The organism is Thermosporothrix hazakensis, assembly GCF_003253565.1.
GTDB classification, from domain to species: domain Bacteria; phylum Chloroflexota; class Ktedonobacteria; order Ktedonobacterales; family Ktedonobacteraceae; genus Thermosporothrix; species Thermosporothrix hazakensis.
The window spans coordinates 387,181-413,962 of record NZ_QKUF01000001.1; the positions used below are offsets into that span (position 1 = coordinate 387,181).

At 52.7% G+C, this 26,782-nt stretch carries 26 protein-coding genes and 2 tRNA genes; 7 read left to right on the top strand and 21 right to left on the bottom strand.

What is annotated here, in order from left to right; all coding sequences use genetic code 11:
* Positions 1-237 precede the first annotated feature (237 nt).
* Entirely contained in the window at positions 238-1,197 is a 960-nt protein-coding gene (locus EI42_RS01605) for an SDR family oxidoreductase (protein ID WP_111318158.1), read from the top strand.
* A 64-nt stretch (positions 1,198-1,261) separates the two neighbouring features.
* Here EI42_RS01605 and EI42_RS01610 read toward each other — a convergent pair whose 3' ends face one another.
* Positions 1,262-2,263 carry a Gfo/Idh/MocA family protein gene (locus EI42_RS01610; RefSeq protein WP_111319525.1) on the bottom strand — a complete coding sequence of 334 codons (1,002 nt, stop codon included), beginning with the start codon at positions 2,261-2,263 and terminating at the stop codon, positions 1,262-1,264.
* 538 nt (positions 2,264-2,801) lie between these two features.
* Complete coding sequence (locus EI42_RS01620; protein ID WP_211325987.1) at positions 2,802-3,929, bottom strand: DegT/DnrJ/EryC1/StrS family aminotransferase; 1,128 nt, start codon at positions 3,927-3,929, stop codon at positions 2,802-2,804.
* Between the two features lie 441 nt (positions 3,930-4,370).
* Here EI42_RS01620 and EI42_RS01630 point away from each other — a divergent pair, with 441 nt between their 5' ends.
* On the top strand, positions 4,371-5,048 hold the full coding sequence (locus tag EI42_RS01630; RefSeq protein WP_111318165.1) for a sugar transferase: 678 nt from the start codon (positions 4,371-4,373) through the stop codon (positions 5,046-5,048).
* Between the two features lie 14 nt (positions 5,049-5,062).
* Here the strand turns inward: EI42_RS01630 and EI42_RS01635 are convergent, their stop codons facing one another.
* From EI42_RS01635 to EI42_RS01685, 11 genes are all read right to left on the bottom strand, one after another.
* Positions 5,063-5,458: a hypothetical protein gene (locus EI42_RS01635; protein ID WP_111318167.1), complete on the bottom strand. Its 396-nt coding sequence runs from the start codon at positions 5,456-5,458 to the stop codon at positions 5,063-5,065.
* Between the two features lie 488 nt (positions 5,459-5,946).
* A complete protein-coding gene (locus EI42_RS01640) occupies positions 5,947-6,690 on the bottom strand; it encodes a response regulator transcription factor (protein ID WP_111318169.1) in 744 nt (247 codons plus the stop codon).
* Positions 6,691-7,266: 576 nt separating this feature from the next.
* Positions 7,267-7,710: a divergent PAP2 family protein gene (locus tag EI42_RS01645; protein WP_111318171.1), complete on the bottom strand. Its 444-nt coding sequence runs from the start codon at positions 7,708-7,710 to the stop codon at positions 7,267-7,269.
* A gap of 30 nt (positions 7,711-7,740) precedes the next feature.
* On the bottom strand, positions 7,741-7,974 hold the full coding sequence (xseB, locus tag EI42_RS01650) for an exodeoxyribonuclease VII small subunit (protein ID WP_111318173.1): 234 nt from the start codon (positions 7,972-7,974) through the stop codon (positions 7,741-7,743).
* A gap of 48 nt (positions 7,975-8,022) precedes the next feature.
* A complete protein-coding gene (gene xseA / locus EI42_RS01655) occupies positions 8,023-9,276 on the bottom strand; it encodes an exodeoxyribonuclease VII large subunit (protein WP_111318175.1) in 1,254 nt (417 codons plus the stop codon).
* Between the two features lie 6 nt (positions 9,277-9,282).
* Positions 9,283-9,777 carry an acetyl-CoA carboxylase biotin carboxyl carrier protein gene (locus EI42_RS01660; protein ID WP_170142280.1) on the bottom strand — a complete coding sequence of 165 codons (495 nt, stop codon included), beginning with the start codon at positions 9,775-9,777 and terminating at the stop codon, positions 9,283-9,285.
* Between the two features lie 58 nt (positions 9,778-9,835).
* Positions 9,836-10,393: an elongation factor P gene (gene efp, locus EI42_RS01665; protein WP_111318179.1), complete on the bottom strand. Its 558-nt coding sequence runs from the start codon at positions 10,391-10,393 to the stop codon at positions 9,836-9,838.
* 12 nt (positions 10,394-10,405) lie between these two features.
* Complete coding sequence (locus tag EI42_RS01670; RefSeq protein ID WP_111318181.1) at positions 10,406-11,509, bottom strand: M24 family metallopeptidase; 1,104 nt, start codon at positions 11,507-11,509, stop codon at positions 10,406-10,408.
* Between the two features lie 207 nt (positions 11,510-11,716).
* Complete coding sequence (gene aroQ, locus EI42_RS01675) at positions 11,717-12,172, bottom strand: type II 3-dehydroquinate dehydratase (protein WP_111318183.1); 456 nt, start codon at positions 12,170-12,172, stop codon at positions 11,717-11,719.
* Positions 12,169-13,845, bottom strand: a complete 1,677-nt coding sequence (aroB, locus tag EI42_RS01680; RefSeq protein ID WP_170142281.1) for a 3-dehydroquinate synthase — start codon at positions 13,843-13,845, stop codon at positions 12,169-12,171. The genes aroQ and aroB overlap by 4 nt, the downstream gene beginning before the upstream one ends.
* A gap of 114 nt (positions 13,846-13,959) precedes the next feature.
* Positions 13,960-16,452, bottom strand: coding sequence for a CHAP domain-containing protein (locus EI42_RS01685; protein WP_111318187.1), 2,493 nt, complete (start codon positions 16,450-16,452; stop codon positions 13,960-13,962).
* A 252-nt stretch (positions 16,453-16,704) separates the two neighbouring features.
* Here EI42_RS01685 and EI42_RS01690 point away from each other — a divergent pair.
* The 5 genes from EI42_RS01690 to EI42_RS01715 all read left to right on the top strand — a co-directional run bounded on the left by EI42_RS01690 (position 16,705) and on the right by EI42_RS01715 (position 18,815).
* Positions 16,705-16,781 (top strand) — tRNA-Val (locus EI42_RS01690).
* Positions 16,782-16,815: 34 nt separating this feature from the next.
* Positions 16,816-16,889, top strand: a tRNA-Val gene (locus tag EI42_RS01695).
* A gap of 418 nt (positions 16,890-17,307) precedes the next feature.
* Complete coding sequence (locus tag EI42_RS01700; protein WP_111318189.1) at positions 17,308-17,859, top strand: hypothetical protein; 552 nt, start codon at positions 17,308-17,310, stop codon at positions 17,857-17,859.
* Between the two features lie 312 nt (positions 17,860-18,171).
* A complete protein-coding gene (locus tag EI42_RS33040) occupies positions 18,172-18,429 on the top strand; it encodes a hypothetical protein (protein WP_111318193.1) in 258 nt (85 codons plus the stop codon).
* A complete protein-coding gene (locus tag EI42_RS01715) occupies positions 18,423-18,815 on the top strand; it encodes a hypothetical protein (protein WP_111318195.1) in 393 nt (130 codons plus the stop codon). Before EI42_RS33040 ends, EI42_RS01715 begins: the two co-directional genes overlap by 7 nt.
* A 39-nt stretch (positions 18,816-18,854) precedes the next feature.
* On the opposite strand, the gene ispG is transcribed toward EI42_RS01715, so the two are convergent.
* The 8 genes from ispG to tsf all read right to left on the bottom strand — a co-directional run bounded on the left by ispG (position 18,855) and on the right by tsf (position 26,530).
* Positions 18,855-20,093 (bottom strand): flavodoxin-dependent (E)-4-hydroxy-3-methylbut-2-enyl-diphosphate synthase, encoded by a 1,239-nt coding sequence (gene ispG, locus EI42_RS01720; RefSeq protein WP_111318197.1) that lies wholly within the window; start codon positions 20,091-20,093, stop codon positions 18,855-18,857.
* A gap of 17 nt (positions 20,094-20,110) precedes the next feature.
* Positions 20,111-21,304 (bottom strand): M50 family metallopeptidase, encoded by a 1,194-nt coding sequence (locus EI42_RS01725; RefSeq protein WP_111318199.1) that lies wholly within the window; start codon positions 21,302-21,304, stop codon positions 20,111-20,113.
* 71 nt (positions 21,305-21,375) lie between these two features.
* Positions 21,376-22,554, bottom strand: coding sequence for a 1-deoxy-D-xylulose-5-phosphate reductoisomerase (locus EI42_RS01730; RefSeq protein WP_111318201.1), 1,179 nt, complete (start codon positions 22,552-22,554; stop codon positions 21,376-21,378).
* A 176-nt stretch (positions 22,555-22,730) separates the two neighbouring features.
* Positions 22,731-23,609, bottom strand: a complete 879-nt coding sequence (locus tag EI42_RS01735; protein ID WP_170142282.1) for a phosphatidate cytidylyltransferase — start codon at positions 23,607-23,609, stop codon at positions 22,731-22,733.
* A gap of 155 nt (positions 23,610-23,764) precedes the next feature.
* Positions 23,765-24,541: a polyprenyl diphosphate synthase gene (gene uppS, locus EI42_RS01740; RefSeq protein ID WP_170142364.1), complete on the bottom strand. Its 777-nt coding sequence runs from the start codon at positions 24,539-24,541 to the stop codon at positions 23,765-23,767.
* Positions 24,542-24,552: 11 nt separating this feature from the next.
* On the bottom strand, positions 24,553-25,110 hold the full coding sequence (frr, locus tag EI42_RS01745; protein WP_111318207.1) for a ribosome recycling factor: 558 nt from the start codon (positions 25,108-25,110) through the stop codon (positions 24,553-24,555).
* Positions 25,111-25,184: 74 nt separating this feature from the next.
* Positions 25,185-25,919, bottom strand: coding sequence for a UMP kinase (gene pyrH / locus EI42_RS01750; protein ID WP_111318209.1), 735 nt, complete (start codon positions 25,917-25,919; stop codon positions 25,185-25,187).
* 14 nt (positions 25,920-25,933) lie between these two features.
* Positions 25,934-26,530: an elongation factor Ts gene (tsf, locus tag EI42_RS01755; protein ID WP_111318211.1), complete on the bottom strand. Its 597-nt coding sequence runs from the start codon at positions 26,528-26,530 to the stop codon at positions 25,934-25,936.
* Between the last annotated feature and the right edge of the window lie 252 nt (positions 26,531-26,782).

Genomic DNA, 26,782 nt, shown 5'->3' on the forward strand with positions numbered 1-26,782 from the left:
AAAAACTGAATACATAAACTCAACAAAGCCGGTCACAATCCCCTCTCAGTTATCCTCTTATTGACCGATATATATATACACGCACGAAAAAATCTGTTACAGTAATAGACAAATGAGCGTGATAGAGACACGCCATAATGCGTAGATACCGAATTACCGGTATGCATCTACGGCAATTTCGAGGTATCCACTAGAAAGGGGGAGGCGCACCTTGAACAAGTGTGCGGCCATATTTTCATGACCAGATATCTGATTACCGGTGGAGCTGGCTTTATTGGTTCACATATTGCGGAAACGCTGCTCGAACGAGGTGAAGCAGTCAGGATCTTTGACAGCCTCGATGTTGGCAAGGCCGAGAATCTCACCTTGTTGCGGCAGCGCTTCGACGATGTGGAATTCATTCAGGGAGACATACGTGATCTCGATGCACTCAAAAAAGCAACGGAGGGCATCGAGATTATTTTTCATCAGGCAGCATTGGCCTCGGTACCACGCTCTGTCATCGCCCCAACTGCCTCCCTGGAAATCAATGTCAATGGCACCCAGAACGTCTTGATTGCCGCCCGAGATTCTGGTGTCAGGCGTGTTGTCTACGCAAGCTCATCATCGATCTATGGCAACGCGCCACAGCTCCCCAAACAGGAGCATATGCGCCCTGAGCCAATCTCGCCTTATGCAGCACACAAACTGGCAGGCGAGACGCTCTGCCATGTGTTTACACGTATCTATGGGCTGGAAACCGTATCTTTACGCTACTTCAATGTATTTGGCCCCCGGCAAGATCCCTATGCGGAATATGCTGCCGTGGTCCCGCGTTTTCTAGCCTCAATTCTGACAGGCAGGCGGCCTGTTATTTTCGGCGATGGGGAACAAACACGCGATTTTACCTATATTGAGAACGTTGTTCAGGCGAACCTGCAAGCCGCGATAGCGCCCCGTGCAGTAGGAGAAGTGCTGAACATCGGTCTTGGAGAGAGTATCTCACTGAATACGATGCTCTGCATTGCCGGAAAGCTGCTGAATCGAGAGATAGAAGCAGAGTATCGTCCGGCTCGCCCGGGAGATGTGCGTAACAGTCTGGCAGATATCAGCAAAGCCAGAGAGCTCATCAACTATCACCCGAGTGTGCGCTTTGAGGACGGACTAGCACGCACTCTTGCCTCAATGCAGTCACCAGCAAGCCTGCTGGCAGGATAAGCATCTTTCCGAGGTACCTCCTGAGAGCACCGAGGCTTTCAGGAGGTTTCATGAAATTCGGCGATCAGGAAACACTGACGCTCATCGAGGCTGCTTGTTGTCGTAACGCCTCCTGCGCTGCCTCAAGTACCCGCACAACCGCAACCCCTACTTCACCACTCGCCCGTGGGGATGTCCCCTTCAGAATCGAGTTCACAAAGTCTTCGCACTCCAATCGCAGCGGCTCAATCCAGTCAATATGGGGAATCGTAATCGCGCCATAGCGATAGGAGACGACCGGGTCCGCATGGACATCGGCCCCTTTGTTGTAGACCTTAATCATCTCAGCAGGGTTGGTATCATCATAGACAACCATACGAGCGTCACCGATAATAGTCACGCGCCGCACCTTGCAAGGATGTAACCAACTGACATGAATGTGAGAGGTCATTCCATCGGCGAACCCAAGATCGATATGCGCAATATCATGAATATTTGCCTGAAGGTGAGCGTGCGCCTGTACCTTGACCTGCTCTGGAAGCTGCCCGAAGAGGTACAATAGAATTGAAACATCGTGCGGTGCCAGATCCCAGATCACATTGATATCATTGCGGAATAGCCCCAGATTCAGCCGTTCGGTTTCCACACAGTAAATGCGTCCGAGCTCTCCGGCCTGCACCAGTTTGCGTAACTCATTCACGGCAGGGCTATACTCAAACGTATGCCCGACCATCAGCACACAGTTCATCTCCTTTGCCAGAGCAACAAGCTCTTCAGCCTCGGCCACACTGGCCGTAAGAGGTTTCTCTACAAGGACATGCTTGCCACACAATAAAGCCTCTTTAGCCAGCCGATAATGTGTTTTTACCGGGGTGGCAACCACCACAGCATCAACATCGGAATGCAATAACTCCTCGACATCTGTCGTTGTATGTATCCAGGGCTGATGAGCATGTATGGGGGCAAGACGGCGCTCATCCAGATCAGCAACCATCGCCACAGAGGCCTGTGGCAAGCTGTCCAGATTACGCGCAATTTTTGGCCCCCAGTAGCCCCAACCAATGACACCAAAGCGCAACTTCGCCATCTCACACATAATCCTTCTTTTGTGTGTGTTGTAAACGTTCCTCAGAAATGCAGTCAAGTATGGGTATTCACTGTCACTTTTCGCTTTTCATCCTTCTCCCAATATGAATAGACATATTGTGAAAGCACCATTTCAAGAGAAGATTGCTTACCCGGTTCCGTCACAAACGGTTTGGCAGGTAAAAACAGGACTATATGCAGAGCCATGAGTCTCGCCTGCTTTCACATAGTTCCTGCGGCCTTCATATCAGAGAGGAGAAGGATGTGCAGTTCACCCCCATGCCTTTCTACGTAGAGGCATACATGAGCCTTGCTCGCATTTCTCAATACTGTGTCCGTTTGTTTCTGTATGTGTCTGTGCTACAATCCTCAGCAGACTGTTACAAGCCTCTCCTTGACGAGAGCAAGAAGGACTTCACCTCTTTTCATGGTCGCGTCTCCGCGAGCGGTTGTTCCATGAACGCGCATGAAAGCTCCTTCCACATGTTCCCCGTCCAGTTCCCCACAAACCTGTTCATCTGTACGAGAGAGGGGCGTGTTTATGCTTGAGCGGCCAACAAAGAGACATTTCGCTTCACAGCATCAATAACCATTTGCCTCTGTTCCGGGGTCAGTTCCGGGTACATCGGTAAAGAGACAATGCGCTCAGCAGCGGCTTCCGTCACCGGCAACGACCCACGCTGATAACCATAGCGGGCACAACATGGCTGGAGATGAATCGGGATGGGATAATGAATATTCGTGCCGATTCCTTCCTGCTCCAACGCCTCACGGAAGCGATCACGCTGCGGAACCTGAACGACATAGTAGCAAAACACATGCGTTCCCCACGGTCGCTCTACCGGGACTGCTTCCACCACATCACGCAACTGTTCGGTATAGGCACGAGCATGGACCTGGCGCGCTTCGTTCCAGCGCTCAAGGTGAGGGAGCTTGACCAGCAGCGCAGCCGCCTGTAGTTCATCCATGCGCCAGTTTCCCCCGATCAGATCATGATGATACTTCACCCGCGAGCCATGATCGCGCAACATCCGCATTTTCGCCGCCAGCTCAGCATCATTGGTCGTGCAGATACCCGCCTCACCAAAGGCACCGATATTCTTACTGAAATACAGACTGAAACAGGCTATATCACCAAAGCTGCCCACGCGCTGCCCCTGATAGGTGGCACCATGCGCCTGTGAGGCATCTTCGATCACACGTAAGTTATGGGAACGGGCAAACTCCATAACGGGTCCCATTTCCACCGCGTGCCCATAAAGATGCACGGGTAGAAGTGCCCGCGTGCGCGGCGTTACCACCCGCTCCAATTGACGCCAGTCCATTAAATAGGTTTCTGGATCAACATCCACAAAAACTGGCGTAGCTCCCACCTGTGCGATGGCCTCAACGGTTGCGATAAAGGTGTTGGAAACGGTGATGACTTCATCACCCGGGCCAATATCGCAAGCACGAAGCGCCAGGGCCAGAGCCTCGGTACCGGACGAGTTGCCGACACCATAGCGACAGCCACAGAATGCCGCAAACTGTTCCTCAAAGGCCTGTGTCCTGGGCCCAAGAAAGAGCTGCATGCTATCCAGAACCTCTTCAAACGCACGCAAAATCTCACCTTTGAGCGTCATATACTGTGCGCGTAAATCAACAAGAGGCACTTTCAGAGAAGGCACTTACCTTTCACTCCTTTAGCTAGTTCAACAGGGTTGATTTGTTTCTATCGCAACTGTAGCACACGAGAGTAGCAGAGAGATGCTCAAACAGGTAGAAGATAGGTAAATCTACCCAATCAGAGTTGAGAAGACTTGACACTGATCGCTGCGTTCTCCATTTCCGTCTGCACGCTTCCAACCTATCCAACAGGAAAGGACAGAATGCGCCATTCTCCCCATAAAAGCAAACCGGAAGAAAAGAGATGCCTGCTGTCTGAGCCGCTCCCCGCTATTCAGCATGAGAAAGAACTTCCGGCCAGGCCCCATATCGACGTATTTCCACCAAAGCCCCTACTTTTTACCATATCTCCATACATTTTCTCACCAGTTATACACCGAGGCGCGGTAAGATGACATAAGGAACCCGGATCTCATGATGCCACCGAGGGAGGAACGAACCGTATGGCTGTATTGCAGCAAGAACAGGCCAGTATTATCACATTTAATCCTACGTATCTCAAAGTAAAGCGGCTTCTGGATATTGTGATTACATTGCTTGCAGCCCCTCTTCTCCTGTTCGTCGTCATTTTGATCGCCATCTGCATCAAGCTTGACTCAGAAGGACCGGTCTTTTTCCGACAAAAACGCATCGGACAGGATGGCCGTGTCTTCGAGATGCTCAAATTCCGATCTATGTATGTAAACAGTGACCAGAACATCCACAAAGAGAAGATCAAACTCTTTATGAACGGTGGCAAACTCGACACCTCCGGTGATCCCTCTCTCGCTTACAAGTTCCGTAATGATCCACGCGTAACCCGCGTCGGGCGCATTATCCGCAAGACGAGCCTCGATGAACTGCCACAGTTCTGGAACGTACTACGCGGTGAAATGTCGCTGGTTGGCCCACGGCCTCCCCTGCCCTATGAGGTCGAGATGTACACCGAACGAGAATGGCTCCGCCTCTGTGGCAAACCGGGTTGTACTGGCACCTGGCAGGTCTACGGACGTTCTCGTGTCTCCTTTCAAGACATGATTGAAATGGATATCGAATACCTTCAAATGCAGTCAATCTGGCAGGATCTGAAGCTGATCATCCTGACGATCCCGGTGATGATCCTGGGACGCGGAGGCGCGTAAGATCAGCTCTTCTCCTATTTTGAGAGATGGCAGGGAAGCAGGGAGAAGAGCGGACGCACACGAAGCGGATGATAGGGAGAATAGGGGTCGACCAGTCGCGTGCGTTGCCGCTCAAAGCGTTCAACCCGTTGGAGCAAAAGATGCATACGGAACGGATCAATCAGCACAAAGAATGGCGCACAGCCCGTTAACCGATAGATAAATCCATATAAATCAACCTTTGGCTGAGCTACCACCGCAACCGTCAATAGCTTCCCCTCTTTTCCAATCACTGCACATTGATATTTCTGCATCACCTGTAGAGGCAATAACCGCCGATAGCGATGAGGTATATGGCGTAAATCACGCAGGCCAGGAATAACAGCGGGACGTGTGATAGGCTTCGGGAGAGCCTTCGATTTTACTCGCATGTGTACCATTTTCCGACTTTGCTTACCTCCTGACCAGAAATACACAAACAAGGAAGAGCGCCTCTTTGCACCGTCTGGCATGCAAACAGCCCTCGGTTGCTGTCTCCACGGTAGCAGACAGCGGACATCCAGTCATTACAGGATTCAACAGGGCTTTTCTGCTCGCCTTTCGCGCGATGCGCTTGATTGCATCCCTTCGCAACCCTTGTGAACGCACGACCGCCGTCCGAACAGTGCCAGATGACACCTGCTCTTTTACCGGAAGCGAGCTCAACGCTATGAGCCCAAGAGCTCAACCTTTCGCATCCCGGTTTCATTCACAAAACCGCCTCGCCACTCTCACTACCAACCTTACCTTATCGATGTGCAGAGGCGATAGAGAAAGGTGAGAAAAAATGGTGATATGCAACACGGGCATGTTGAGAGTTTGCAACTTGGCATAAAAAAAGAAGAGCTTATACCACGCTCTTCTTTTCACACGCCTTTTGTTACAGCGCCGCTACACGCAAAGAGCAGGCGTCAGAAACGCTCTCCTGGTCGAGATCCTCATTGCGCCGGATCAAAGTATATCCCACGCCAGGCACGGTCAAAATATAGCGAGGATTCCCGGGGTTGGGTTCGATCTTCTGGCGCAAATGACGAATATGCGCCTTAATTAAACAGGTATCTCCATCCCCATCATAGCCCCATACATGGGTTACAATCTGTCCAGCAGTACACACATCATTAGCATTGATTGCTAGCAGATGCAGCAGCTTACTCTCGGTGGGAGTCAAGCGGGCGGTTTTACCATGAATCGTCACTTCATTATGCAGGGAGTCAACACAAAGAGGGCCAACCTTGATAATGGAGGAGGGGCGGCGTTCCAGCGTTGCGCGTGAGCGACGGCTGATAGCGCGAATTCGGGCCAGCAACTGCGAGGGGAAAAACGGCTTACGCAGATAGTCGTCGGCCCCGGATTCCAGACAACGTACCTCGTCCTGTACATCTTTCCCATCGGTCAAAATCAGGAGGAGGGCGTCATGCTTGGTGCGCATTTCACGATACAATTCCAGAATGTCAGCGTCACGCATCGCAGGATCAGCAATCACCAGATCAGGGCGACGTTCTTGCCATTCGATTCTCGCCTTCTCTTCGGTAAAAGCTCGATACACCTCATGTCCCAATGTCTTCAACCAGCTTGTTAGCATTTCGACAAGATCGCGATCACTATCAATAATTAATAATTTCATCGCATTTACTCCCCTTATATAAGACAATCACTCTCATCCAATAAGAGCGTAAGTAGTAGCAGGGTATAAAGGGCAAACATCTATTGTGCTTTTCAGGAATGCATGCAATGACATCAAGCAGATATGCGGCCTCGCATTGCATCAAACGAAGCATAAGACAGGATCAGACAACCGGTAGAGTGCCTATATATAATCGTACTATCCCTTGCTCGCTCTATCTCGGTAGTCCCGATACTCTAGAGGTAACTATAGCCGATCCATTTGCACTTTTCAATAATGGACATGAGGTGCATAGAACTATTTTACCACCCATGAAAAGTGCAACGTCCGCACAATCAAAGAGATGAATCAGGAGCAGCAGAGCCCCCTGCAAAAGATCACCAACCAGAGAAGCGAGACCAGAACCAAGAGGGCTTCAAACAGCCACAGAAGCTGCTTCACTTACAATATGATAGGGGGTTTGGCAGACAGTAAAGTAGATAAGACTGCTTATCAGTTTTCGTCGCAGGAGAGACTCCGAAAACGACGAAAACAGGAAGCGTATGACTACTCAAAAGTACTAATGGAGGACAAGAATCAGACCGTCATAAGAAGGCCGATGCATACTCCAAGCAGGCCGCCCACAAACACCTGAAATGGTGTGTGGCCGATCAGCTCACGCAGGCGTTTTTCAGCAAACGGTCGTCCTTGAAATGCCTCATCTATCATCTGGTTCAGAATTCGTGCTTGAATACTGACCGCCCGCCGGACACCAGCCGCATCGTACATCACAATCCCGGCCAGAACCGCGGCAATGGCAAACTCCGGAGAACCAATGCCAACAATACGAGCGGTTGCAGTTGCCAGGCCCGTGACCAGCGCCGAATGAGAACTTGGCATGCCGCCAGAGGAGACCAGACGCCCGAGCAGCAATCTCCGTTCGCGAATCACCTCATAGATAGTCTTACTGATCTGGGCAATTGCCCATGCAAGAACCGCGGCCCATAAAACTCGGTTATCAAACAAAGAGTTATTCACCATCTGTCAGTAAGGAATCTCTCCTCATTCCTTTTATTCGTTCAATCCATCCAGCGAGTGCACGACCGGCGAGCCGCTGTCGTCAACAGAGAGCTGTTGCACCGTGAGCTCGGCCTGCTGGAGCATCTCATTACAATACTGAGCCAGAGCCATTCCCTGCTGATACGTGCTGAGGGCCCGTTCCAGGGGAAGTTTGCCATCTTGCAACGCTGCAACCGCCTCTTCGAGACGTGCAAACGCTTCTTCAAATGAAAGCTGCTCTTCCATTATTTCACCTCATGTGTTTTTGCCCGGCAGAGCGCCTGACAAGCACCTTTACCCGGTAGACTGGATGTGCTCAGCGAGAACCTGTACAGGAATAGTGCCATCTTGAACCTGAATCGTCAAGTTTTCACCCGCCTGGACCTGCTGAGTACTAGTCACCGGTTGCTGATCCCGGGCGCGCCGCACCACGGCATAGCCGCGAGCAATCGTCAGCAGAGGACTCAAAGAATGAAGCTGAAGCGCCAGACCGTGCAAACGTTCCTGATATAACGAAATATGATGCCGCATCGAGATTTGCAAACTGGCGGTCAGACTATCAATTCGCTGCTGATAAGCGTCGATCATATTTAACGGGCTGACACGCTCAAGCTCCCGCTGCACGCTCTCAACCTCGTCTGTGAGCTCTTTCAGGCGCTCAAGCATAGCATCCACGAGTTGACGCTGAAGCACTGTAAGCTGCGCCTGCCAATCGGCGATATCGGGGACGGCCACTGTGGCCGCTGCCGTTGGTGTGGGCGCCCGATAATCGGCCACCAGATCCGCAATGGTAAAGTCTGTTTCATGGCCGACAGCGCTAATCACAGGGATACGAGAACGCGCAATAGCCCGGGCGACTACCTCTTCATTAAAGGCCCAGAGTTCCTCAATGGACCCCCCGCCCCGACCCACAATGATGACCTCGGCCTCATCATGCTCGTTTAGCAGATCCAGCGCCGCCGCGATGGAAGCCGGGGCGTCTTCTCCCTGCACCAGAGCAGGCGCCAGAATCACCCGCGCCAGCGGATATCGGGTTCGGAGCATATAGAGCATATCGCGCAACGCAGCCGCCTGAAGCGAGGTCACGATACCGATCACCTCGGGCTGCGCTGGCAGCGGTCGCTTGCGTTCCGGAGCAAATAGTCCTTCCGCTTCCAGCAGTTCCTTCAAACGCTGAAAACGCTCAAACAGCACTCCCGGCCCCTCATGTGGCGTAACATTCTCAACATAAAGCTGTAGCTTGCCATCGCGATCATAAAATGAAATCCGTCCCTCTGCGGATAAGGCCATGCCATTCCGTAGAGTAGGGGCCTCAGAGCGCAACCTTGCCTGTTTGAAGAAGACGCAGTTGAGCTGCGCGTCCTGATCCTTCAGTGTAAAATAACAATGACCGGAGGGATACGTCTTACAGTTGGAGACTTCGCCATGCACCCGAACGTATCGCACAACATCATCCGTCTCCAAAAGCTCTTTCAGGTAACGGGAGAGAGCCGAAACGCTCCATTCATCGGCAAAGCCCGGCAGATACCCGGGATGCATGGCAGACATAGCTTCCTACGCCTCCTCAGCGATATCAAGAGTCACCAGTGGCTGGCCATATTCAACCGGCTGCCCATCTTGAACCAGCACTTCCAGCACTCGGCCAGCAACCGATGTCTCAACCTCATTCAAGACATTCAGGGATTGAATCGTACCGATCAACTGCCCGGCTTTGACCTTATCGCCAACAGAGACCAGCGCCTTTCCCTTTGGTTTGGCCCAGGGGTGGAAAATGCCAACAAGCGGAGCGGTCACGGTAAACTTCTTCTCAACCTCGGGGGCTTCTTCGCTCTCCTCTACAACCTCTACGATATCCTTTGTGCCACTCTCTGCGAGTTTGGCCTTCCGCAGGACGAGACGAGTTCCCGCCGCACTCTGCTTCACCTCTATCTCAGATACATCGCTTTTGTCCATCATCTGGACAAGGCGCTTCAATTGCTCTACCTTAATATATTCTTCCTGTGAAACGCGGTAATCCCCGTTCGAGGAAGCCAGTGTACCGCTATCCATAATGCCTTTAGACTCCATATACTAGATTTTTTGTCAGAGGGAGGAGGGGAAGAATCCCCTACACTCGCTCTACATACTGCCCGGTAGACGTATTGACGCGGATCGAATCTCCGATATTTACGAACAGCGGAACCTGAACAACAAAACCGGTCTCAGTTGTTGCTGGCTTGGAGCCACCGGTAGCAGTATCACCCTTGAAGCCGGGCTCAGTATATGTCACCTTGAGAACGACTTTTTCAGGAAGCTCAACCGAAATTGGCTCGTCGTTGTAGCGAACGATATCCAGTTCCATGTTATCAATGAGATAGTTCTTCGCGTCGCCAAGCTGCTCTTCGGTCAGGGCGATATCCTCATAGGTGCTGTTGTCCATGAAGTGATAGAACTGGCCATCATTGTACTGATAGATAACATTCGAGCGATCCAGATACAGTCTCTTGAAGCGCTCACCAGCATCATAGGAGCGATCTGTAATCGCGCCAGTGCGCAGGTTGCGGGTCTTCAAGCGCACAATTGCACCACCACGGCCCATCTTAATATGCTGCCAGTCAAGAATCTGGCAGGGCTGCCCCTCAACCTCAATTGTTAAACCCTTCTTCAGGTCGCCTGTCGTAATCATGCATTACTCCTTCTATTTCGGAAGTACCATCACGCATGGTGACTTCGTTAAAATCTCGATTCCATTTTCGGTTATCAGCGCAGAATCTTCAAGGCGGACGCCACCCTTGCCGGGAATGTAGACTCCGGGCTCAATAGTCACGACCGAGCCAGCGGGAAGCTCGACATCCTGCGGAGCGCGTTGTGAGAGGCTGGGAGCCTCGTGAATCTGTAAGCCCACGCCATGTCCGGTGCTATGCACATAGTATTGTGCCAGATTCTTCATCTCCAACGCGTTCCGGGCAAGCGCATCCGCCGCCACACCATTGACTCCGGCACGCAAACCGGCCTCACATTCCTTCATCGCGAAATGGACAGCCTCCCAGACCTCGCGCATCTGGGGATCGGTCGGCTCACCAAGCGAGAAAGTACGAGTCATATCGGCATGATAGCCCTTATAGCGAGCTCCCATATCAATCGTGATGAACTCGCCACGCTGAATCTGGCGCTCAGATGGCTGCGCATGCGGCATAGAGCCATTAGGGCCAGAAGCAACAATTCCCCACAGGCCGGCAGAATCGCCGCCAAGCTCAACGATTTTGGTGTAGATCTCCCAGAGGACTTGCTTCTCGGTCATCCCCGGCTGAATCCACTCACAAATATGGGCGAATGCGGCATCGGTAATCTCAAAAGCCTTGCGGAGCAGATCAAGCTCATGCGGCTGCTTGACCACGCGGCTGGCTTCAATGCTGCTGCTCTCATAGGGGTGAAGCGTGTAGACACTTTCACCAAGAGACCGTAACTGCTCATACACAGCAAAGCTGAGCGCATGCGACTCAAAGCCAATCTTCTTCCAGCCATGCTTCTGCGCATGGGTCACGACTGCCGCCGCGTATTGGCGCGCCTCAGGAAGTACAACTGTCCAGCCTGCCGCCTCTTTTTCGGCCTCTTCCGCGTACAGGTGATTAGTCAAAATATACTGTTGCTCCGGCCCGACCAGCAACCAACCCGCACTCTCGGTATCTTCGTTATACCAGCCGCTCAGGTATGAGCGATTCATTGCATCGGAGACCAGGAAGGCATCAAGTTCCTGTTCAGCCAACCATGTACGTAGCTCGGCGAGACTCTTCTGACTCATAATACCTTCTCTTCTTTTTCTTTTTTCTTTCAACCCTCAGCAACCGTTCAGGCGCTGCAAGCCTTCATCTCGATATGCGAAAGGGATACATACTGTCGTATCAGGGGGCGCAGGCAACGACTCGCTGTTCCTGGAACATCAGCGGGGTCGCCTTTCAAACCTCCTGTTTCGTTCCCGCAACGGGAATCTTTCTTCAATATGCCCTCATTATACCGCCCGCTCAACCCGGGATTGAAGCTGATCAACCAGTGCTTCCAGAGCCAGGACATAGCCACGCCAGCCAAGCCCGGCAATATGTCCCTGACAGACCGCCGCGATGACGGAGTGATGTCTGAACGGCTCGCGCGCATAGATATTGCTGATATGCACCTCAATCGTCGGAAATGGCAGCGCGGCAATCGCATCACGGAGAGCAATGGAATAATGGGTCAGAGCCCCTGGATTGATAATCATGCCATCCGCCTGTTCAGCATGCTGCTGCATATAATCAATCAGGGCTCCCTCATGATTGGACTGAAAACATTGGACTGAAACCGAGAGCTCCCTACCACGCGCACAGATCAACTCCTGTATCCGCTCCAGAGTCATCGAGCCATAAATGGCAGGCTCACGCTTTCCCAGCGTATTGAGGTTTGGTCCATTCAGCACAAGAATAGACTTCATTCGCCTTGCGATCCCTTCTTCTGCCCAAAGAAAGCTGTCACCACACGAGTTACCAGTTCGTCGGGCATCTCGGTAATCTCTACCTCTCCGATACGGCGGGGCATAATCCAGCGCACACGCTTTCCCACGACCTTTTTGTCAAGCTGTATTTTTGCCAGAATATCTTCTGCCCGAACATCTCCCCGATATTCGGTCGGCAGCCCGAGTGCAGCCAGCAGCGCGTTTTGACGCGCCATCTCTTCGGCAGAGAACATCCCGGCCTCATAAGCAATGGCAGCAGCCGCGACCATGCCAAGCGAGACAGCCTCACCATGCAGCCACTCACCATATCCGGCCACGCTTTCCAGCGCATGCCCGATGGTATGACCATAGTTCAGAATCGCACGCAGCCCCTGCTCTCGTTCATCGCTCTCGATCACGCTCGCCTTGAGATCAATACTACGAGCAATAATCTGTGAAAGCAACGCAACAGGCGGAGGAGAGAATTCCCGCAACGAGTCCTGGTGTGCCTCCAACAGCGAAAATAACTCGGCGTCCACAATCATACCATATTTAACGATTTCTGCCCATCCCTCCGTTCGAGGGCGCACAGGCAGCGTAAGCAGCACTGCGGGATCAGCGAGAACCAGACGCGGATGATAAAACGCGCCAATCAGATTCTTGCCCCGGGGATGGTTGATCCCTGTTTTGCCGCCAATTGCCGAGTCCACCTGGGCAAGCAGCGAGGTTGGCACCTGCACCAGAGGAACGCCGCGCAAATACGACGCCGCCACAAAGCCGATCAGATCCCCGATGACGCCGCCCCCAAAAGCGATCAGCGTTTCGCGCCGCTCAGCTCGCTGCTCGACCAGCCAATCATAGATAGCGCCAAGCTGTGCCATGGATTTGCTTTCTTCACCGGCAGGAACCACATAGAGGTGCGGTTCAAAACCCGCGCCAGTAAGATTCTGTAGCAGCGTGTCGGCATAGAGCGGCGCAAGATGGCTATCGGTAAACAGAAAGACGCGAGATGATGCTTGTACCTGCTTGAGATACTGTGGTAAACGACCCAAGCCACCCCATTCAACAATAGCATCGTATCCAGAGCCAGCCTGTATATGACGCACAAGCGGCTCAGCCCCTTCCAGAGCACCCGAACTCACGAGCATGGCTATAATCTCCGATGTAATCTGTTCAACAGATTTTCCCTGAACGTGGCAGGTATGTTCGGCCTCCGCATACCACTGATGGCGCAATGCGAGCAGGTTTTGAAGCCGCGCCAGTGGATCAGAACCCTCAAGCAAGGGGCGTGTTTCTGGTTGCTCTCCTCGCTCTATCGCGGTCCTGTGCTGAGCGAGCAAGCGTTGCAAAGCTACTTCCGGCTCAACATACAAGAAGACCCTCACTCCATGCTCGCTCATAAGGGCACGGTTGGCAGCCTCGCTCACGATCCCACCGCCGGTCGCAATGACTGCTCCTGCCTGCTGCTGCACCGCCTCGGCCAGAACAACACGCTCACATTCGCGGAAATAGCGCTCGCCGTGTTGCGCAAAAATGGCGGGGATGCTCATACCTGCCTTTTGCTCGATCAACAGATCAAGGTCGAATAGCGGACGCTGTAGCCGCTGCGCAAGGAGACGAGCAATCGTACTCTTGCCACTACCTGACAGTCCGATCAAAAATACATTTCGCATGTACGCTATTGTATCACGAGGCATCCTCCGGAGCGAGACTCTTTCTGATCTTTCTGTACCCTTTCAGATCAGCATATCCGTCGGAGGATGCCTTTCCAGAGCTCTTACGGTTCTCTAGTAGAGTTCCTCATCTTTGATCGAGGTCTGGATGGTTGAGATCAAGTCAAAGGTTGTTGTATCCTTCGTTTCAATGTACTGCTCCGAGGCAATACCATGCCGCTCAAAGGCTCGCACGCGGTTGTCAAACACTTTGACCTTGCGGCCAAAAGAGAAGACATAGTACTGCATCTTGCCCGTTTCCCGGTTCAACACGAGAATCGCGTCCTGCTGCAAGCACTCTTTCTCGGTTTGTTTGGTACAGTGCGAGCGATCAACAAACGCCCCGATCAAAATCTGATAGCGTTCATCCCAGCTCTTCGTGACATACATCTGCTTCACCTGAAGCGAAGCATCGAACGTCATAAAGGTGCTGCGCCCCTCCTGCGGATCATAGAGCATGACGCCAAGAGCGGGTGTACCGAAATGACCAACATAGAGCACAAGATGCGAGTCCCAGTCGGTAAAAGTCTTTGTTTTCTCAAGCGTCAGTTTGGGATTAAAGCCCAGTATGCGCGCGTGCCCGTTCTCGGGATCATAGAGCAGCAATTGCGCACGCCCGGTATTGAGAAAGTCGCCACTGTAAACCATCCAGTTGCCTTTGATATCCTTGACGTTCTTGGCATAGCGTAACCCCAGTTGATCGTTAAAGCCGATCATGCGCCCCTTGCCAGAAATACGATCATACAGGAAGACGCCGTCCTGCTCGTGACTCAAGAAGCGTCCTGTATAGACCTCCCAACTGGAATGCCAGAGCGTATACACCTGTCGGTGCTGCACCTTCAGATCCTTATCGAAGTCGAGCAGTATCACGTTTGGTTGTCTTCCCTGCTTCTCCCATTCCTGAAGCTTGCTTTCGCTCAGCTCACCCTCGGTCGTTGCATTGGTGGGCTGTAGAGGCAAAGTCGCATTGAGGGCAGAGAGAGCCACAGGAGAACCCTGTATGCTCGATAGGGTTGGTGACACCGTCGGTGTGGGTATCGCAGGCACCGTTGGATCTAACGGAACAGTGATCGATGGCGTCGCCTTCAGGCCGGGTACCGTCGTTGGTGTCGGCGTAACGGTAGCTGTTGGCTTTACCGAGGGCGTAGGTGATGGCTTCGCCGTTGGTGTTGGAGATGGTTTCACAGTCGGTGACGGAGATGGTTTCGTCGTTGGTGTTGGCGAAGGAGCCTGCGTCGGCGAAGGAGTTGGCGTCTGGGTTGGCTTCACCGAAGGCGTAGCCGTTGGCTGTTTGGTTGGTGATGGCGTCGGCGAAGGGATCTTCGTTGGCGAAGCTGTAGGTGTCTGGGTTGGCGTCACCGAGGGCGTGGGCTGCGTCTCCGTCGGGCCGGGCTGATACGCCGAAGGATTCGCCAGACGATGATACATGAAGAGGGCACTCCGTTTCCCATCGAATTTCCCGGCATACACTTCCCAGCCCGGGCCCTCACCATTAAGCACCGCATGCTGCTTGATTTTCAGCTCGCGCGTAAGAGCCAGGAGATGTATTTTTCCGGTATTGCGTTCATACAGCAGAATATCGGTTGTCCCTGAACCGTCAAAGTCTCCGAGATGCACATCCAGCATCGGGCCCCATTTTCCAGCAGGCGTGATTGAATCACCCAGCTCCACCACCTTCAACTTGTCTTTCTTCTCTTTCGCAAGATGCAGGACCTTGAGCGTTCCCTGTTTGCGATTATACAACAAGAGATCGCTGGTCCCCGTCCCGGTAAAATCAGCATTATATTCCTGATCGGACGAGGCAGGAGAAAGGCCAAGCGCGACCTTATTCTGCATATTTTTTGATGTGTCTGCCTGCTGTGCCTGCATCAATTGCTGATTGGCTTGTGCAATCGACTCGGCGGGATTACCATTGATGCCGGGCAGATGCGCAAAAAGCGTCAGGTCGATCTCACGCGGGAAATAAATAAAGCGCAGGCGGCCATTCTGATACTGTGGTTGATTGATATAAGCAGCATTGTACCGCCTTCCGACATACATAGGTGTTGGATCACCATAATTTTGATAGGTGACATCGAAGGTCTGCCCATCGGGATAGACGTTCGTCACAAAGGCTACATGCCCGGGGAGACCATACGCCCATACACCATCGGCACGCGGAAAAACGGCAATAGCGCCAACACGAGGCGTCGTCCCCATTGGCAGTCCGCTTCGCTGCGCATCGACCACCCAATCAGCCGCATTTCCCCAGTTTCGTGGGAGATCGTAACCGAGTAAATGCCACTGCTCCCAGGCCCACCAGACACAATTTCCACCAACAGGATAGGGGCCGGGGCAAATAGGAAATGGGTTCCCGCTCGGAGAAAACCCGACACGGCTGCAATTCTCATCTCCCGTCTTCACGGTATGAGAGTCAATACGTATCGGCGAAGCCTGCACAGGCAGGACCGGTAACAGCGAGGCAAGCAGCAACAACACTACTCCGGAAATATGAAGCGCCGATATTCGATGTCCTACAGTTGCTTTTCTACACCACGCTACCAGTTTACAAGCTACGACGAGCAGCATAAAACCAGCCTTCCTTAGCCGAATTGAGAATGAGCGCCAGACAGACTTCAGTTCAGAATTCCGTTACTAACAATGTCATTTGCGCTACCATTGTAAAAATGCGAACGCAACAAATAGTACATTTTTCAATTATAGCATTCTCTCCCGATATTCCCAAATCAGTAGGAGGAAGTTGCAGGCATTCGTCCCGGAGAAACCTGTACAAAATCTATTGACAACCGAATCTACCCATGCTATCATAATAGCCACCGAGGGCGATTAGCTCAGTTGGTTAGAGCGCCACGTTGACATCGTGGAGGTCACAGATTCGAGTTCTGTATCGCCCACCAGACAGTGATGAACTGTCCCGAACAAGCTATACCCGGGCGGTTAGCTCAGTTGGTTAGAGCGCCACGTTGACATCGTGGAGGTCACAGATTCGAGTTCTGTACCGCCCACCCAGACCTGACAGTTTCAATGTCAGGTTTTTTCTTTTTTGGCTGCGAGCATTCTTCCTTCTTTTACAGCTCTCACCTATTTCTAATCTTCGCAGTAGAACTCTTCCCTTTTGCCGCCCGTATTTCATTACAGATAGGTATTTCAGAATTGAGAAAAATTTTCCTCTTTTACCTGTGATATGTCTATACAGCAGAGGTGAGATGCAATGGGAACAATGACCCGACCAGAAAATACATCTATTCAAGATCCGGCGATAAAGCGTCTCAGCCGCGAGCGTCTCTTCCCCATTTTTACTTGTTTTTTGCTCTGTGCTACATCGCACTGACCATCTCTATCATGGTTACATTTCAAACCCGTAGTGTTACTTTTGCACTGCCAGGTCTGCTCATGCTGGCAGGAAGCATCAGCAGTTGTGTCATGCAAATCAGCAAGGAACGCTTCTGGAAGCGCATCGCACAACGGCGGGCCCTCGCGCTACATGACGCGCAATCCTTTATTGCTGCCAGTCAGCCGTGGCCTATTGAATCAGCACAACTTCCCCAGACCATCCGCGTCAAGACGAACTTCAAACTGCTTCTGTATGGTGCATTGATTCTGCTTGCAGTAGTCACTATATTCGTTGTCCTGCTGTCATTGAGCACCCTTAAATTGGAAAGTATCCTTATAGTCCTATCCAGCATACTGCTCCCATGTGCTCTCCTTATCATTCTCTTTCCGCTGATCTATGGACGGATCTACTTTCAGAGCATCGAGGTCACAGAAGAGGGAGTCACTACCCATTACCTGGGAGAAACACAGCATATCCGTTGGGAAGATGCACGCCTCTTTGCTCGCTACGACGCCATCAATACCCAGGGCCGCAACCCGATCTTCCAGACGTATGAGCTGACAGATGACCAGACCGTTGTGCGCTGGAACAATGTTGCAATCAACCTGCCACTTATGAGAATCGAGAGCAATCAGGGGTAACAAGAAGCGCATAAACTGTTTCGCCTGGTCACGGGCATTGTCAAAGCGCGAACACAGCCACCACTGCTCGATTTCAATGATAAACAGCCGCTCCGGGATCCTTCCCCGCTGATCGGCATCATGATCCTCAGGAAGTCACCTTCTCAAGCCTCTCAAAGGCACTCTGGTCATTCGTGTTTCTGGGCATAATGGGCCTCTTTTTCCTGGCAACAGGCATATACCAGTTCAGCTTTACCAGACCATCTGAAACCTTCTCTCTGACCTTGATTCTGATAGGAGCATTCTTGCTGCTGTGCTCACTTCTCCTGCTCATTGTTCCCCGGAGCCCGACACTACTATCAGCGCCTCCGCAAGGCGCGCGTACGAGCATTTGAGCAGCAAGAACAGTTCGCGGCAGAAGAGCAGCCAATTGCGGTTCAGGAACTCCCTCAACCAGAGACGATTGTGCAGCGAACCAGCTTCCGAGCAACCCTCGTCTCAATGCTTATTGCAACTCTTGTCCTCTGGTTGCCGCTCTCGTTTATTCTGTACCCCAAAAAACCGCTCATAGGGCCGCTTTCAGTGTGCTGATTCTGGGAATCTTTCTGAGCATCACCACCTGGCTCATAAAGCGCAAGCAGGTCGTCCAGGATATTGACGAGCAGGGAATCAGGGTCCATTTTCAAGCAAAAACCAACGAACTGCGCAGGAACGAGGCCCGGCTGTTCTCTGTCTATCGTTCTCCGGCTCTCTCATTCTCACGGAAGAAAGGGCCGTATTACGAACTGGCAAGCAAGGAGACAGTCGTACGCTGGCAAAAGACCTTCAGCCACTTCTGGGAGCCAGACCTAGACCCAAAGATGAGCCTTGACGACTATCACCGCTGGCAGGATCAACTCAATGGCTTTATTGTCGCTCGCACGAAGCTTCCGCTGGTCGATCTTGATAAGGCTATCATCAAACAGGCAAAAAAGTGAGCCTCTCTTGTAATCCGAGAGGCTCTTTTTTCGTTTGCTTCAGTTTCTGGCAGCAAGCGGGAGGTTCATGCCCTCATCGCGCGTGCGGTGAGTATACGTAATATCCTGAATGCCACCCTCTGGATAGACCAGCCTGGCCTCGTGCTCGGGCAGCAGAGATGCCACCTCTTTAAGCACTGCGTCAAGGAACTGATCCTCGGGCACTGTGCGAACGACCTTCCCCTTGCGGAAAATGACACCCTTTCCTTTTCCGCCTGCCAGACCCACATCTGCATCACGCGACTCGCCCGGGCCGTTCACCACACAGCCCATAACCGCGACATGAATCGGAGTCGAAACCTTCGAGAGGCGCTTTTCAACCTCATTTGCCACACCGATCACATCAATCTCAACACGGCCACAGGACGGGCACGACACAAAAGTAACGCCGCGGTTCCGCAGCTCCAGCGCCTTCAAGATCTCATAGGCAACCGGGATCTCTTCCTCGGGCTCGGCGCTCAGGCTAACGCGCAATGTATCACCAATCCCATCAGCAAGCAGCATCGTCATACCGACCGCAGACTTCACCGCGCCTGTCACCAGAGTTCCCGCCTCGGTAATACCAAGATGCAACGGATAGTCAGAGCGCTCCGCAAAACGCCGATACGCCTCGACAGCGGTCAACACAGTGGAGGACTTCAGCGAAACGATCACATTATGGTAGTCCAGTTCCTCGCACCAGCCAATATATTCAAGTGCCTTGTTGACCATCCGCTCGGCGAGTCGCTCACGCTCAATGCGACGGGCCTCGGCAGGATCAGTCTTTTCAAGCGTGCCATCGGCGCGGAGACGAACCTGAATACGCTGCATCTGTGCCTGTTTGTCCAGCGCATCAATAGAACCGGAGTTCACACCGATACGCATAGCAATATCGCGCTCCTTCGCCGCACGCACGATTCGTTCAAAAGAGGTGCGTCCCTCAAGCAGGTTGCCCGGGTTAATGCGAACCTTATCAACGCCCTGGCGAATGGCTTCCATTGCCAGCTCAGGGTTATAGTGAATATCGGCAACCAGAGGAATGCGGATCTGCTTCTTGATCTCGCCCAGGACAACGGCATCTTCCATCTCAGGAACGGCGACACGCACAATTTCGCAGCCGACGTCTTGCAGGCGATGAATCTGCTCCACCGTTGACTTGACATCACGAGTATACGTCGTTGTCATCGACTGCACCACAACAGGAGCATCGCCACCAACCAGAACATTACCGATACGAATTTGACGGGTCTTTCTTCGCATGATTGTTATAACTCCATTTAATGGCTCAAGCGGAGGATATCACTGACGGTAACCACAGCCATAAGAGCCAGTAAAATTGCCATTCCAATAAGATTAATCAACATTTCGCGTTCTGGCTTCAGACGTTTACCACCTCGCACAATCTCGATCAGGACCAGCAGCACACGACCGCCATCCAGAGCCGGGAAAGGCAGAATGTTCACGATAGCCAGATTCAAGCTTAACATAGCAGTAAGATTCAGGATATACCACCAGCCGACCACGGGCACCGTTTCGGCCACCTGTCCGGTAAAATGTACGATCCCGACAGGGCCCATCAGATCGGGCTTAATCGCGCCAATCACCATCTTGCCAAGCGTGGAGATAAAGAGGCCGGTCGTATTGAATGTCGCCACAAATCCTTTTATCGGCGCTTCCCAGAGGGGCACCGTTGCATAAGCTGTTTTCGCCACAACACCAAGCCGCCCCTGGTTCTCTGGTGGATTCACCCGCGCCTGAATCGTGATAGATATCGGCTGAGGTGAGCCCGGACGTTCAATCTGAAGTTGAACAGGAAGCGTCTCTTTCCCCTTTGCTGCCGCGGCGGCTTTATCCACGATATCCTTCAGCTCTGCATAGGTCGTGATCTTCCGCCCATTGACGCTCAACACCTTATCTTCAGGATGCACTCCCGCTACCTCCGCAGGAGAACCCGCCGCCACCTGGCCGATCACTGCGGGAGATTGCGTCGTGGGTAGAGGCTCACCCTGTCCATAGGCAATGGTAAAGAGTACCAGCGCGAGCAGGACATTCATCAACACGCCCGCCACAAGCACCACAATACGCTTAAAAGCCGGTTTTGCCGCAAAACTATTGGCATCGTAATTTCCCTGCTCATCGTACATCGAGCCATCTTCACCGAGCATACGTACAAATCCACCGATAGGCAGCAAATTTAAAGAGTAGAGCGTATGATGGTGAGCAGCCGCCGATTGCTCCCCCGATGCAAGAGGAGAAGTTTCCTCCGATTCTGCATAGCGCAAAGCTCCGAACCAGACGATTTTCCAGCGTCCCCGGGCATTGCGGCGGAACCCGATCAACCGGGGAGGAAAGCCCAGTCCAAATTCTTCGACGCGGATGCCCGCCCACCTGGCAGCGAGAAAATGCCCCAGTTCATGAACCAGCACCAGAACGCATAAAACCGGAATCGCAGCTAGCAAGTACCAATTCATTCACAAATCCTTCTTCAATCGTGTCTTGCAATGCTCCCTCAAAGAGCTCCTGTTCACCGCCGCCTGCTTGCTTACACAAGCTTTTGAGTGCAGAGATCGAGTGCCATCTTTCGAGCCCAATCACAGACCTCAAGGGTAGTTGCCACATCGGGCTGTGCGATAGGATCATGCCGCTCCAACACCTGCTCAATTACACGTGCGATCCCCGGAAAATCTATCCGGCCCTCCAGAAAGAGCGCGACAGCCTCTTCATCCGCGCCGACCAGGGCTGCGGGATAGGAACCACCACGGCGCCCGGCCTCGACAGCGAGGCAGAAGCACGGGAAACGTTCAAGTGCCAGTTCCTCAAAATGAAGTTGGGCCACCTGCGGCCAACTCAGCTCGCGGATCAAGCCTTTGTCGGCGGTATTCGGTCGCAGCGGATACGAGAGCGCATGGAGAATGGGGAGATGCATCGTAGGTAAACTGGCCTGCATCTTGATCGAGCCATCCTGAAACTCGACCATCGAATGAACAATGCTTTCGGGCTGAATCACCACCTCGATCTGTTCATATGGTATATCAAAGAGCCAGTGAGCTTCAATTACTTCCAGAGCTTTATTCATCAGCGTTGCGCTATCAATGGTGATCTTCTGTCCCATCCGCCAGGTCGGGTGTGCAAGCGCCTGCTCGACCGTCACCGCCTGAATCTCCTCAAGTGAGGCCGTGCGGAATGGACCGCCAGAGGCAGTCAGAATCAATTTCCGAATGTCCTCGGTCCGTTCACCATGCAGACACTGCCAGAGCGCGCTATGCTCACTATCAACAGGGACAATGGAGACATTGTTCTGCCGCGCGGCCTCCATCACAATATGACCGGCCATCACCAGCGTTTCTTTATTCGCCAGCGCGATCGACTTGCCAGCATTAATAGCCGCCAGCGTCGGGCGCAGCCCCATCAGGCCAGAGGTTGCCGTGACCAGCACATCGGCCTCTGCCAGCGTTGCTACCGCCAGCAACCCCTGCTCACCCAGAACGACGCCTGGCAAGAGTTCACATGCCTGCCGTTCTACCTCGGGCGTATCGGCCAGGCAAGCAACCAGCGAAGGGCGAAACTCCTGTACCTGCTCGGCAAGCAACTGCACATTACTGCGGGCTGCCAGAGCGACGACCTCAAAGAGATCAGGGAAACTGCGCACAATATCAAGCGTCTGCCGACCAATCGAACCTGTACTACCCAGTAAAGCAATACGTTTTGGAAATTGAACCATAAAATCAACCTGCGATCTTTACACACAAATTTTCTTCCGGCTTGCCCTCAAAAGCGCAGCAACTGACGAGACTCTCTCACTCAGATTATAGTGTATAAATTGAACCCTCAGCAGCCACAAAGGACGGCTGCTCTTCACGAGCGCTCTCTTTCCGGCATCCTGTCACAGGTACAGCGCTAGAGTCTGACAACCGAAGCAAACAGGTATACCACGATCACCGCAAACAGCAAGCTGTCCGTCCGATCCAGGAGCCCCCCATGACCGGGCATAATCTGCCCACTATCTTTGACATGCGTTTGACGCTTGATCAAAGATTCGGCCAGATCACCCACTGTTGCCGCCACGCCGATCAGCAGCCCGAGCAGGACCGCCAGATACCAGGGAAGCCCAAGGGGGCCAACGGTACACAGGAGCGCGGCCAGCACTGAGAAGATCAGGCCACCGGCAACCCCTTCCCAGGTCTTTGCCGGACTGATCCGGGGAGCCATCTTATGTCTTCCAAAGAGGCGACCCGCAAAGAAAGCAGCAGAATCAAAACCCCAGACGCCAAGTAACAGCGCCAGCGTCCACCAGATGCCAGAGGGAAGTGAGAGCTGAAGGCCATTCCCCAGATGCACCTGAGGGATCTCATTTCCTCGCAGCAAAATAAAATAGCTCGAAGGCCAACCAAGATAGAGAGCGATAGCCAGTGTCAGCGCCCAATCAACCATAGCCCCTTCTAACCGTTCACGGAAGAAGAGCCAGAGAAAAGAGAGCACCAGCACCCCACCCAGACCGAGTTCGAGAAGAAATAAACGGTGCGAGGGAAACATAGCCGCAAGAAGGAAGAGGAGGCCCAGGGCCAGACTCACCCAGATCAAGGGGCGATAGCCAGCATGATGAAGCATATTGTAGAGCTCAAAAGAGCCAACCAGAACCACGAGAGCGGACGCAGCAAAGACAGCCCACCCTCCAAACCAGCCGCAGAGCAACACAACAGGCATAAGAACAAATGCGGTCAGCAACCGCTGACCAAGAGCTGCCTTTTTTTTGTTGTTCTCCGGGGAAGTAGGCATCTCAGCGCTACCCGAATCCTTATTTCTACTAGCCCTGCGCAAACAAAGGCCCTTTCCCTTAAACTGACAAAGACAGATCCAAAAAGAGAACGCACATACGGAAGTAGGACGGCACATGGCACCGCCCTACAACAATTGTACTCTCTGTTCTCTATCTACTGAGAGGCAGAAGGAACACGCCCGAACTTGCGCTTACGCTGATAGTAGCTCTCGATCGCTTTCCGCAGATCCTCTTCGCTAAAATCCGGCCAGAGGGTGGGTGTTGAATAATACTCGCTATAGGCGCATTGCCAGAGCAAGAAGTTACTGACCCGCATCTCTCCGGCAGTACGGATTAATAGATCAGGGTCTGGCAGATTGCTTGTATAGAGATGAGAAGCAATCAGCTCTTCAGTGATGGCATCGGGCTGATAGCCTTTGGCGATAATCTGGCGCACAGCATCGACCAGTTCAGCCCGACCTCCATAGTTAAAGCACACATTCAGGCAGATACGCGTATTGTCTTTGGTAAGTTCCTCAGAATCGCGTACCGCTTTTTGTAACTCAGGAGAAAGATCATACAGACGACCAAGATGGCGCAAGCGCACACCTTCGCGATGCAACTTCTCAACATCAGAGCGAATCGTCTCCCAGAGGAGGCGCATCAAACCATCCACCTCAGCGCGGGGACGCTCCCAGTTCTCCGTTGAGAAGGCATAGACACTGAGCATCTCAACATTCAGATCAGCCGCGCATGCGAGCACACGGCGTAGAGCACTCACGCCCGCCTTATGTCCGGCCAGACGTGGTAGATGCCGCTGAGTTGCCCACCGACCATTACCATCCATAATAATCGCGATATGGCGGCAAGGATGAGCGTGCTCAGGGGCGACAGACTGTGGCTGCGTCGAAACCTTCTCTTTCCTCTTATTTGAGGACAAGAGATTGTACATCCTGGTCAAAGTTAGACCTCCAATATCTCCTGTTCCTTCGTCTTCCCGACCTTATCCATCTCAGCGATGTAGCGGTCGGTGAGCTTCTGTAGCTTGTCCGTGCTACGTTTCAGCTCGTCCTCGGAAACTTCCTTTTTCTTCTCTCGATCACGAAGCTTTTCCTGGACATCCCGCCGAACATTGCGAATCGCCACTTTATGCTCATCGAGCTTCTTATGCAGCGTCTTGACCATCTCTTTGCGGCGTTCCTCACTCATAGGAGGAATGTTCAGGCGAATCACCTGACCATCATTCGTCGGGTTAATCCCCAGGTCCGACTTCTGAATAGCCTTTTCAATATCAGGGATCATCTTCTTATCCCAGGGCTGAATCACCAGCAGGCGCGCCTCAGGGACAGTGATAGTTGCGACCTGATTGACAGGCGTCGGGGTGCCATAGTAATCAACGGTAATGCGTTCAACGAGGGCTGAACTTGCACGGCCAGTGCGGATTGAACCAAGATCATGCTTGAGAGCCTCAATGGCTTTCTTCATGCGTCTTTCCGCATCCTCAAATAAGTCAGCAGTCATAAAGTATTACCCCTTTTTCAATGGATGCTGTTTTTCACCCCGGAGTAGACAAGCGCCACAGGAGCATGACCCGTCTACACGGGTTCCTCTACATCACTAGTGACGAGTGTACCACACTTTTCGCCACGAATAATGGCTTCAAGCGCACCGGGCTGGTGCAAATTGAAGACAATAATCGGAAGACGATTATCTTTACAGAGAGAAAGCGCGGTACTATCCATGACCTTCAACCCCATAGTGAGCGCCTGCATATAGGAAAGCTCATCGAACTTACGAGCGCTCCTATTGCGCATGGGATCATCATCATAGACGCCATCTACTTTGGTAGCTTTCAGCAATACCTGCGCATTGAGTTCCACAGCTCGCAGGGCAGCGGCAGTATCCGTCGTAAAGAAAGGATTTCCACTTCCTGCCGCCAGGATCACCACTCGGCCCCGTTCGAGATGCCGCACCGCCCGACGGCGAATAAACGGCTCAGCAACGGGAGGCATTTCGATAGCGGTCTGAACTCTGGTGACCATGTCAAGCTTCTCCATCGCGTCCTGCATCACCAGCGAGTTCATCACCGTCGCCAGCATCCCGACATAGTCGGCGGTGGCTCGATCAATTCCGGTAGCAGCAGCGTCAGCGCCACGCCACATGTTACCGCCACCGACAACTATCGCTATTTCTACTCCCAGGCTGTGAATGCGCTTGACTTCACTCGCGATGCGGCGAACGGTTTCGGCATCAATACCGAAACCCTTCGGGCCAAGCGCCTCACCGCTCAACTTCAGGAGTATACGCTGATACTTGAGATCGGATGCCATAAAGAGTCCTCGCCTTACTCGCCCAGTTTGAAGCGGCTGAAGCGGCGCACCACGATATTTTCGCCAGTGTCAGCGATAGCCTTGCGCACCAGATCGCCAATGGTCACGGCCTCATCCTTGACCCAGGGCTGAAGCATCAGTACCTCGGTCGCGAGCGCCTTATTCAGCTTACCGGTGACAACAGTCTCGCGCTTTGCCTCGGGGACGCGCTCCATCGAGGGATCTTGCAGGATCTCCTGCTTCTTCGCCTCGATCACCTCCGCGGGGACATCATCCACTGTGATATATTTGGGCGCTACACCTGCGATTTGCAGAGTCAGCTCATTTGCCAGATTGCGGAAGGTCTCGCTGCGTGCAACGAAGTCGGTGCTACAATTGAGTTCCAGCAGAACGCCGACGCTATTGTTGTGATGGACATATGCGAAAACGCCACCCTCGCTGGTCTCGCGGCCAGCTCCGGTCACTTTCTCTGCCTTGCGGCTGCTGCGGGCCTCAAGATACTTGACAGCCTCTTCCCAGCTCTTCGACTCGGTCAAAGCGGTCTTACAATCGGCAAAGGTTGCACCGGTCTCTTCACGCAACTTCTTCACATCCGCTACCGTGTAGTTCATTGTTTTCACTCCTCGAAATCTTGATGTATCATACTCAGGCTGCGCTTCAGTCGCAATGCCTGCTGTTCATTGTTTTTGGGCTCTGAGTGCTTGACAAAATCGGATTCGGCTTTTGACGCCCAAAGCGACCCTTTTTTGTGGGGTAGACAGGCATCCGTCTCACCTGAAATGGCTAGTCTTTTCCAGGCCGCATGGAGCCGATCTGCAAGCAGAAAGAAATCTTTTTATACAGGAAAAAACGGGCGGCAGGAG

Excerpts from the sequence above, each read along its gene's own strand:
- ispG (WP_111318197.1), bottom strand. The coding sequence starts at position 20,093 with ATGCGAAGAAAGACCCGTCAAATTCGTATCGGTAATGTTCTGGTTGGT.
- EI42_RS01735 (WP_170142282.1), bottom strand. The coding sequence starts at position 23,609 with ATGCCTACTTCCCCGGAGAACAACAAAAAAAAGGCAGCTCTTGGTCAG.
- EI42_RS01640 (WP_111318169.1), bottom strand. The coding sequence starts at position 6,690 with ATGAAATTATTAATTATTGATAGTGATCGCGATCTTGTCGAAATGCTA.
- EI42_RS01700 (WP_111318189.1), top strand. The coding sequence starts at position 17,308 with ATGCAAATCAGCAAGGAACGCTTCTGGAAGCGCATCGCACAACGGCGG.
- EI42_RS01730 (WP_111318201.1), bottom strand. The coding sequence starts at position 22,554 with ATGGTTCAATTTCCAAAACGTATTGCTTTACTGGGTAGTACAGGTTCG.
- EI42_RS01610 (WP_111319525.1), bottom strand. The coding sequence starts at position 2,263 with ATGGCGAAGTTGCGCTTTGGTGTCATTGGTTGGGGCTACTGGGGGCCA.
- tsf (WP_111318211.1), bottom strand. The coding sequence starts at position 26,530 with ATGAACTACACGGTAGCGGATGTGAAGAAGTTGCGTGAAGAGACCGGT.
- EI42_RS01645 (WP_111318171.1), bottom strand. The coding sequence starts at position 7,710 with ATGGTGAATAACTCTTTGTTTGATAACCGAGTTTTATGGGCCGCGGTT.
- pyrH (WP_111318209.1), bottom strand. The coding sequence starts at position 25,919 with ATGGCATCCGATCTCAAGTATCAGCGTATACTCCTGAAGTTGAGCGGT.
- EI42_RS01725 (WP_111318199.1), bottom strand. The coding sequence starts at position 21,304 with ATGAATTGGTACTTGCTAGCTGCGATTCCGGTTTTATGCGTTCTGGTG.
- EI42_RS01630 (WP_111318165.1), top strand. The coding sequence starts at position 4,371 with ATGGCTGTATTGCAGCAAGAACAGGCCAGTATTATCACATTTAATCCT.
- xseB (WP_111318173.1), bottom strand. The coding sequence starts at position 7,974 with ATGGAAGAGCAGCTTTCATTTGAAGAAGCGTTTGCACGTCTCGAAGAG.
- EI42_RS01660 (WP_170142280.1), bottom strand. The coding sequence starts at position 9,777 with ATGGATAGCGGTACACTGGCTTCCTCGAACGGGGATTACCGCGTTTCA.
- EI42_RS01685 (WP_111318187.1), bottom strand. The coding sequence starts at position 16,452 with ATGCTGCTCGTCGTAGCTTGTAAACTGGTAGCGTGGTGTAGAAAAGCA.
- uppS (WP_170142364.1), bottom strand. The coding sequence starts at position 24,541 with ATGTACAATCTCTTGTCCTCAAATAAGAGGAAAGAGAAGGTTTCGACG.
- aroB (WP_170142281.1), bottom strand. The coding sequence starts at position 13,845 with ATGCGAAATGTATTTTTGATCGGACTGTCAGGTAGTGGCAAGAGTACG.
- EI42_RS01670 (WP_111318181.1), bottom strand. The coding sequence starts at position 11,509 with ATGAGTCAGAAGAGTCTCGCCGAGCTACGTACATGGTTGGCTGAACAG.
- xseA (WP_111318175.1), bottom strand. The coding sequence starts at position 9,276 with ATGTCTGCCATGCATCCCGGGTATCTGCCGGGCTTTGCCGATGAATGG.
- EI42_RS01635 (WP_111318167.1), bottom strand. The coding sequence starts at position 5,458 with ATGCGAGTAAAATCGAAGGCTCTCCCGAAGCCTATCACACGTCCCGCT.
- EI42_RS01605 (WP_111318158.1), top strand. The coding sequence starts at position 238 with ATGACCAGATATCTGATTACCGGTGGAGCTGGCTTTATTGGTTCACAT.
- aroQ (WP_111318183.1), bottom strand. The coding sequence starts at position 12,172 with ATGAAGTCTATTCTTGTGCTGAATGGACCAAACCTCAATACGCTGGGA.
- frr (WP_111318207.1), bottom strand. The coding sequence starts at position 25,110 with ATGACTGCTGACTTATTTGAGGATGCGGAAAGACGCATGAAGAAAGCC.
- efp (WP_111318179.1), bottom strand. The coding sequence starts at position 10,393 with ATGATTACGACAGGCGACCTGAAGAAGGGTTTAACAATTGAGGTTGAG.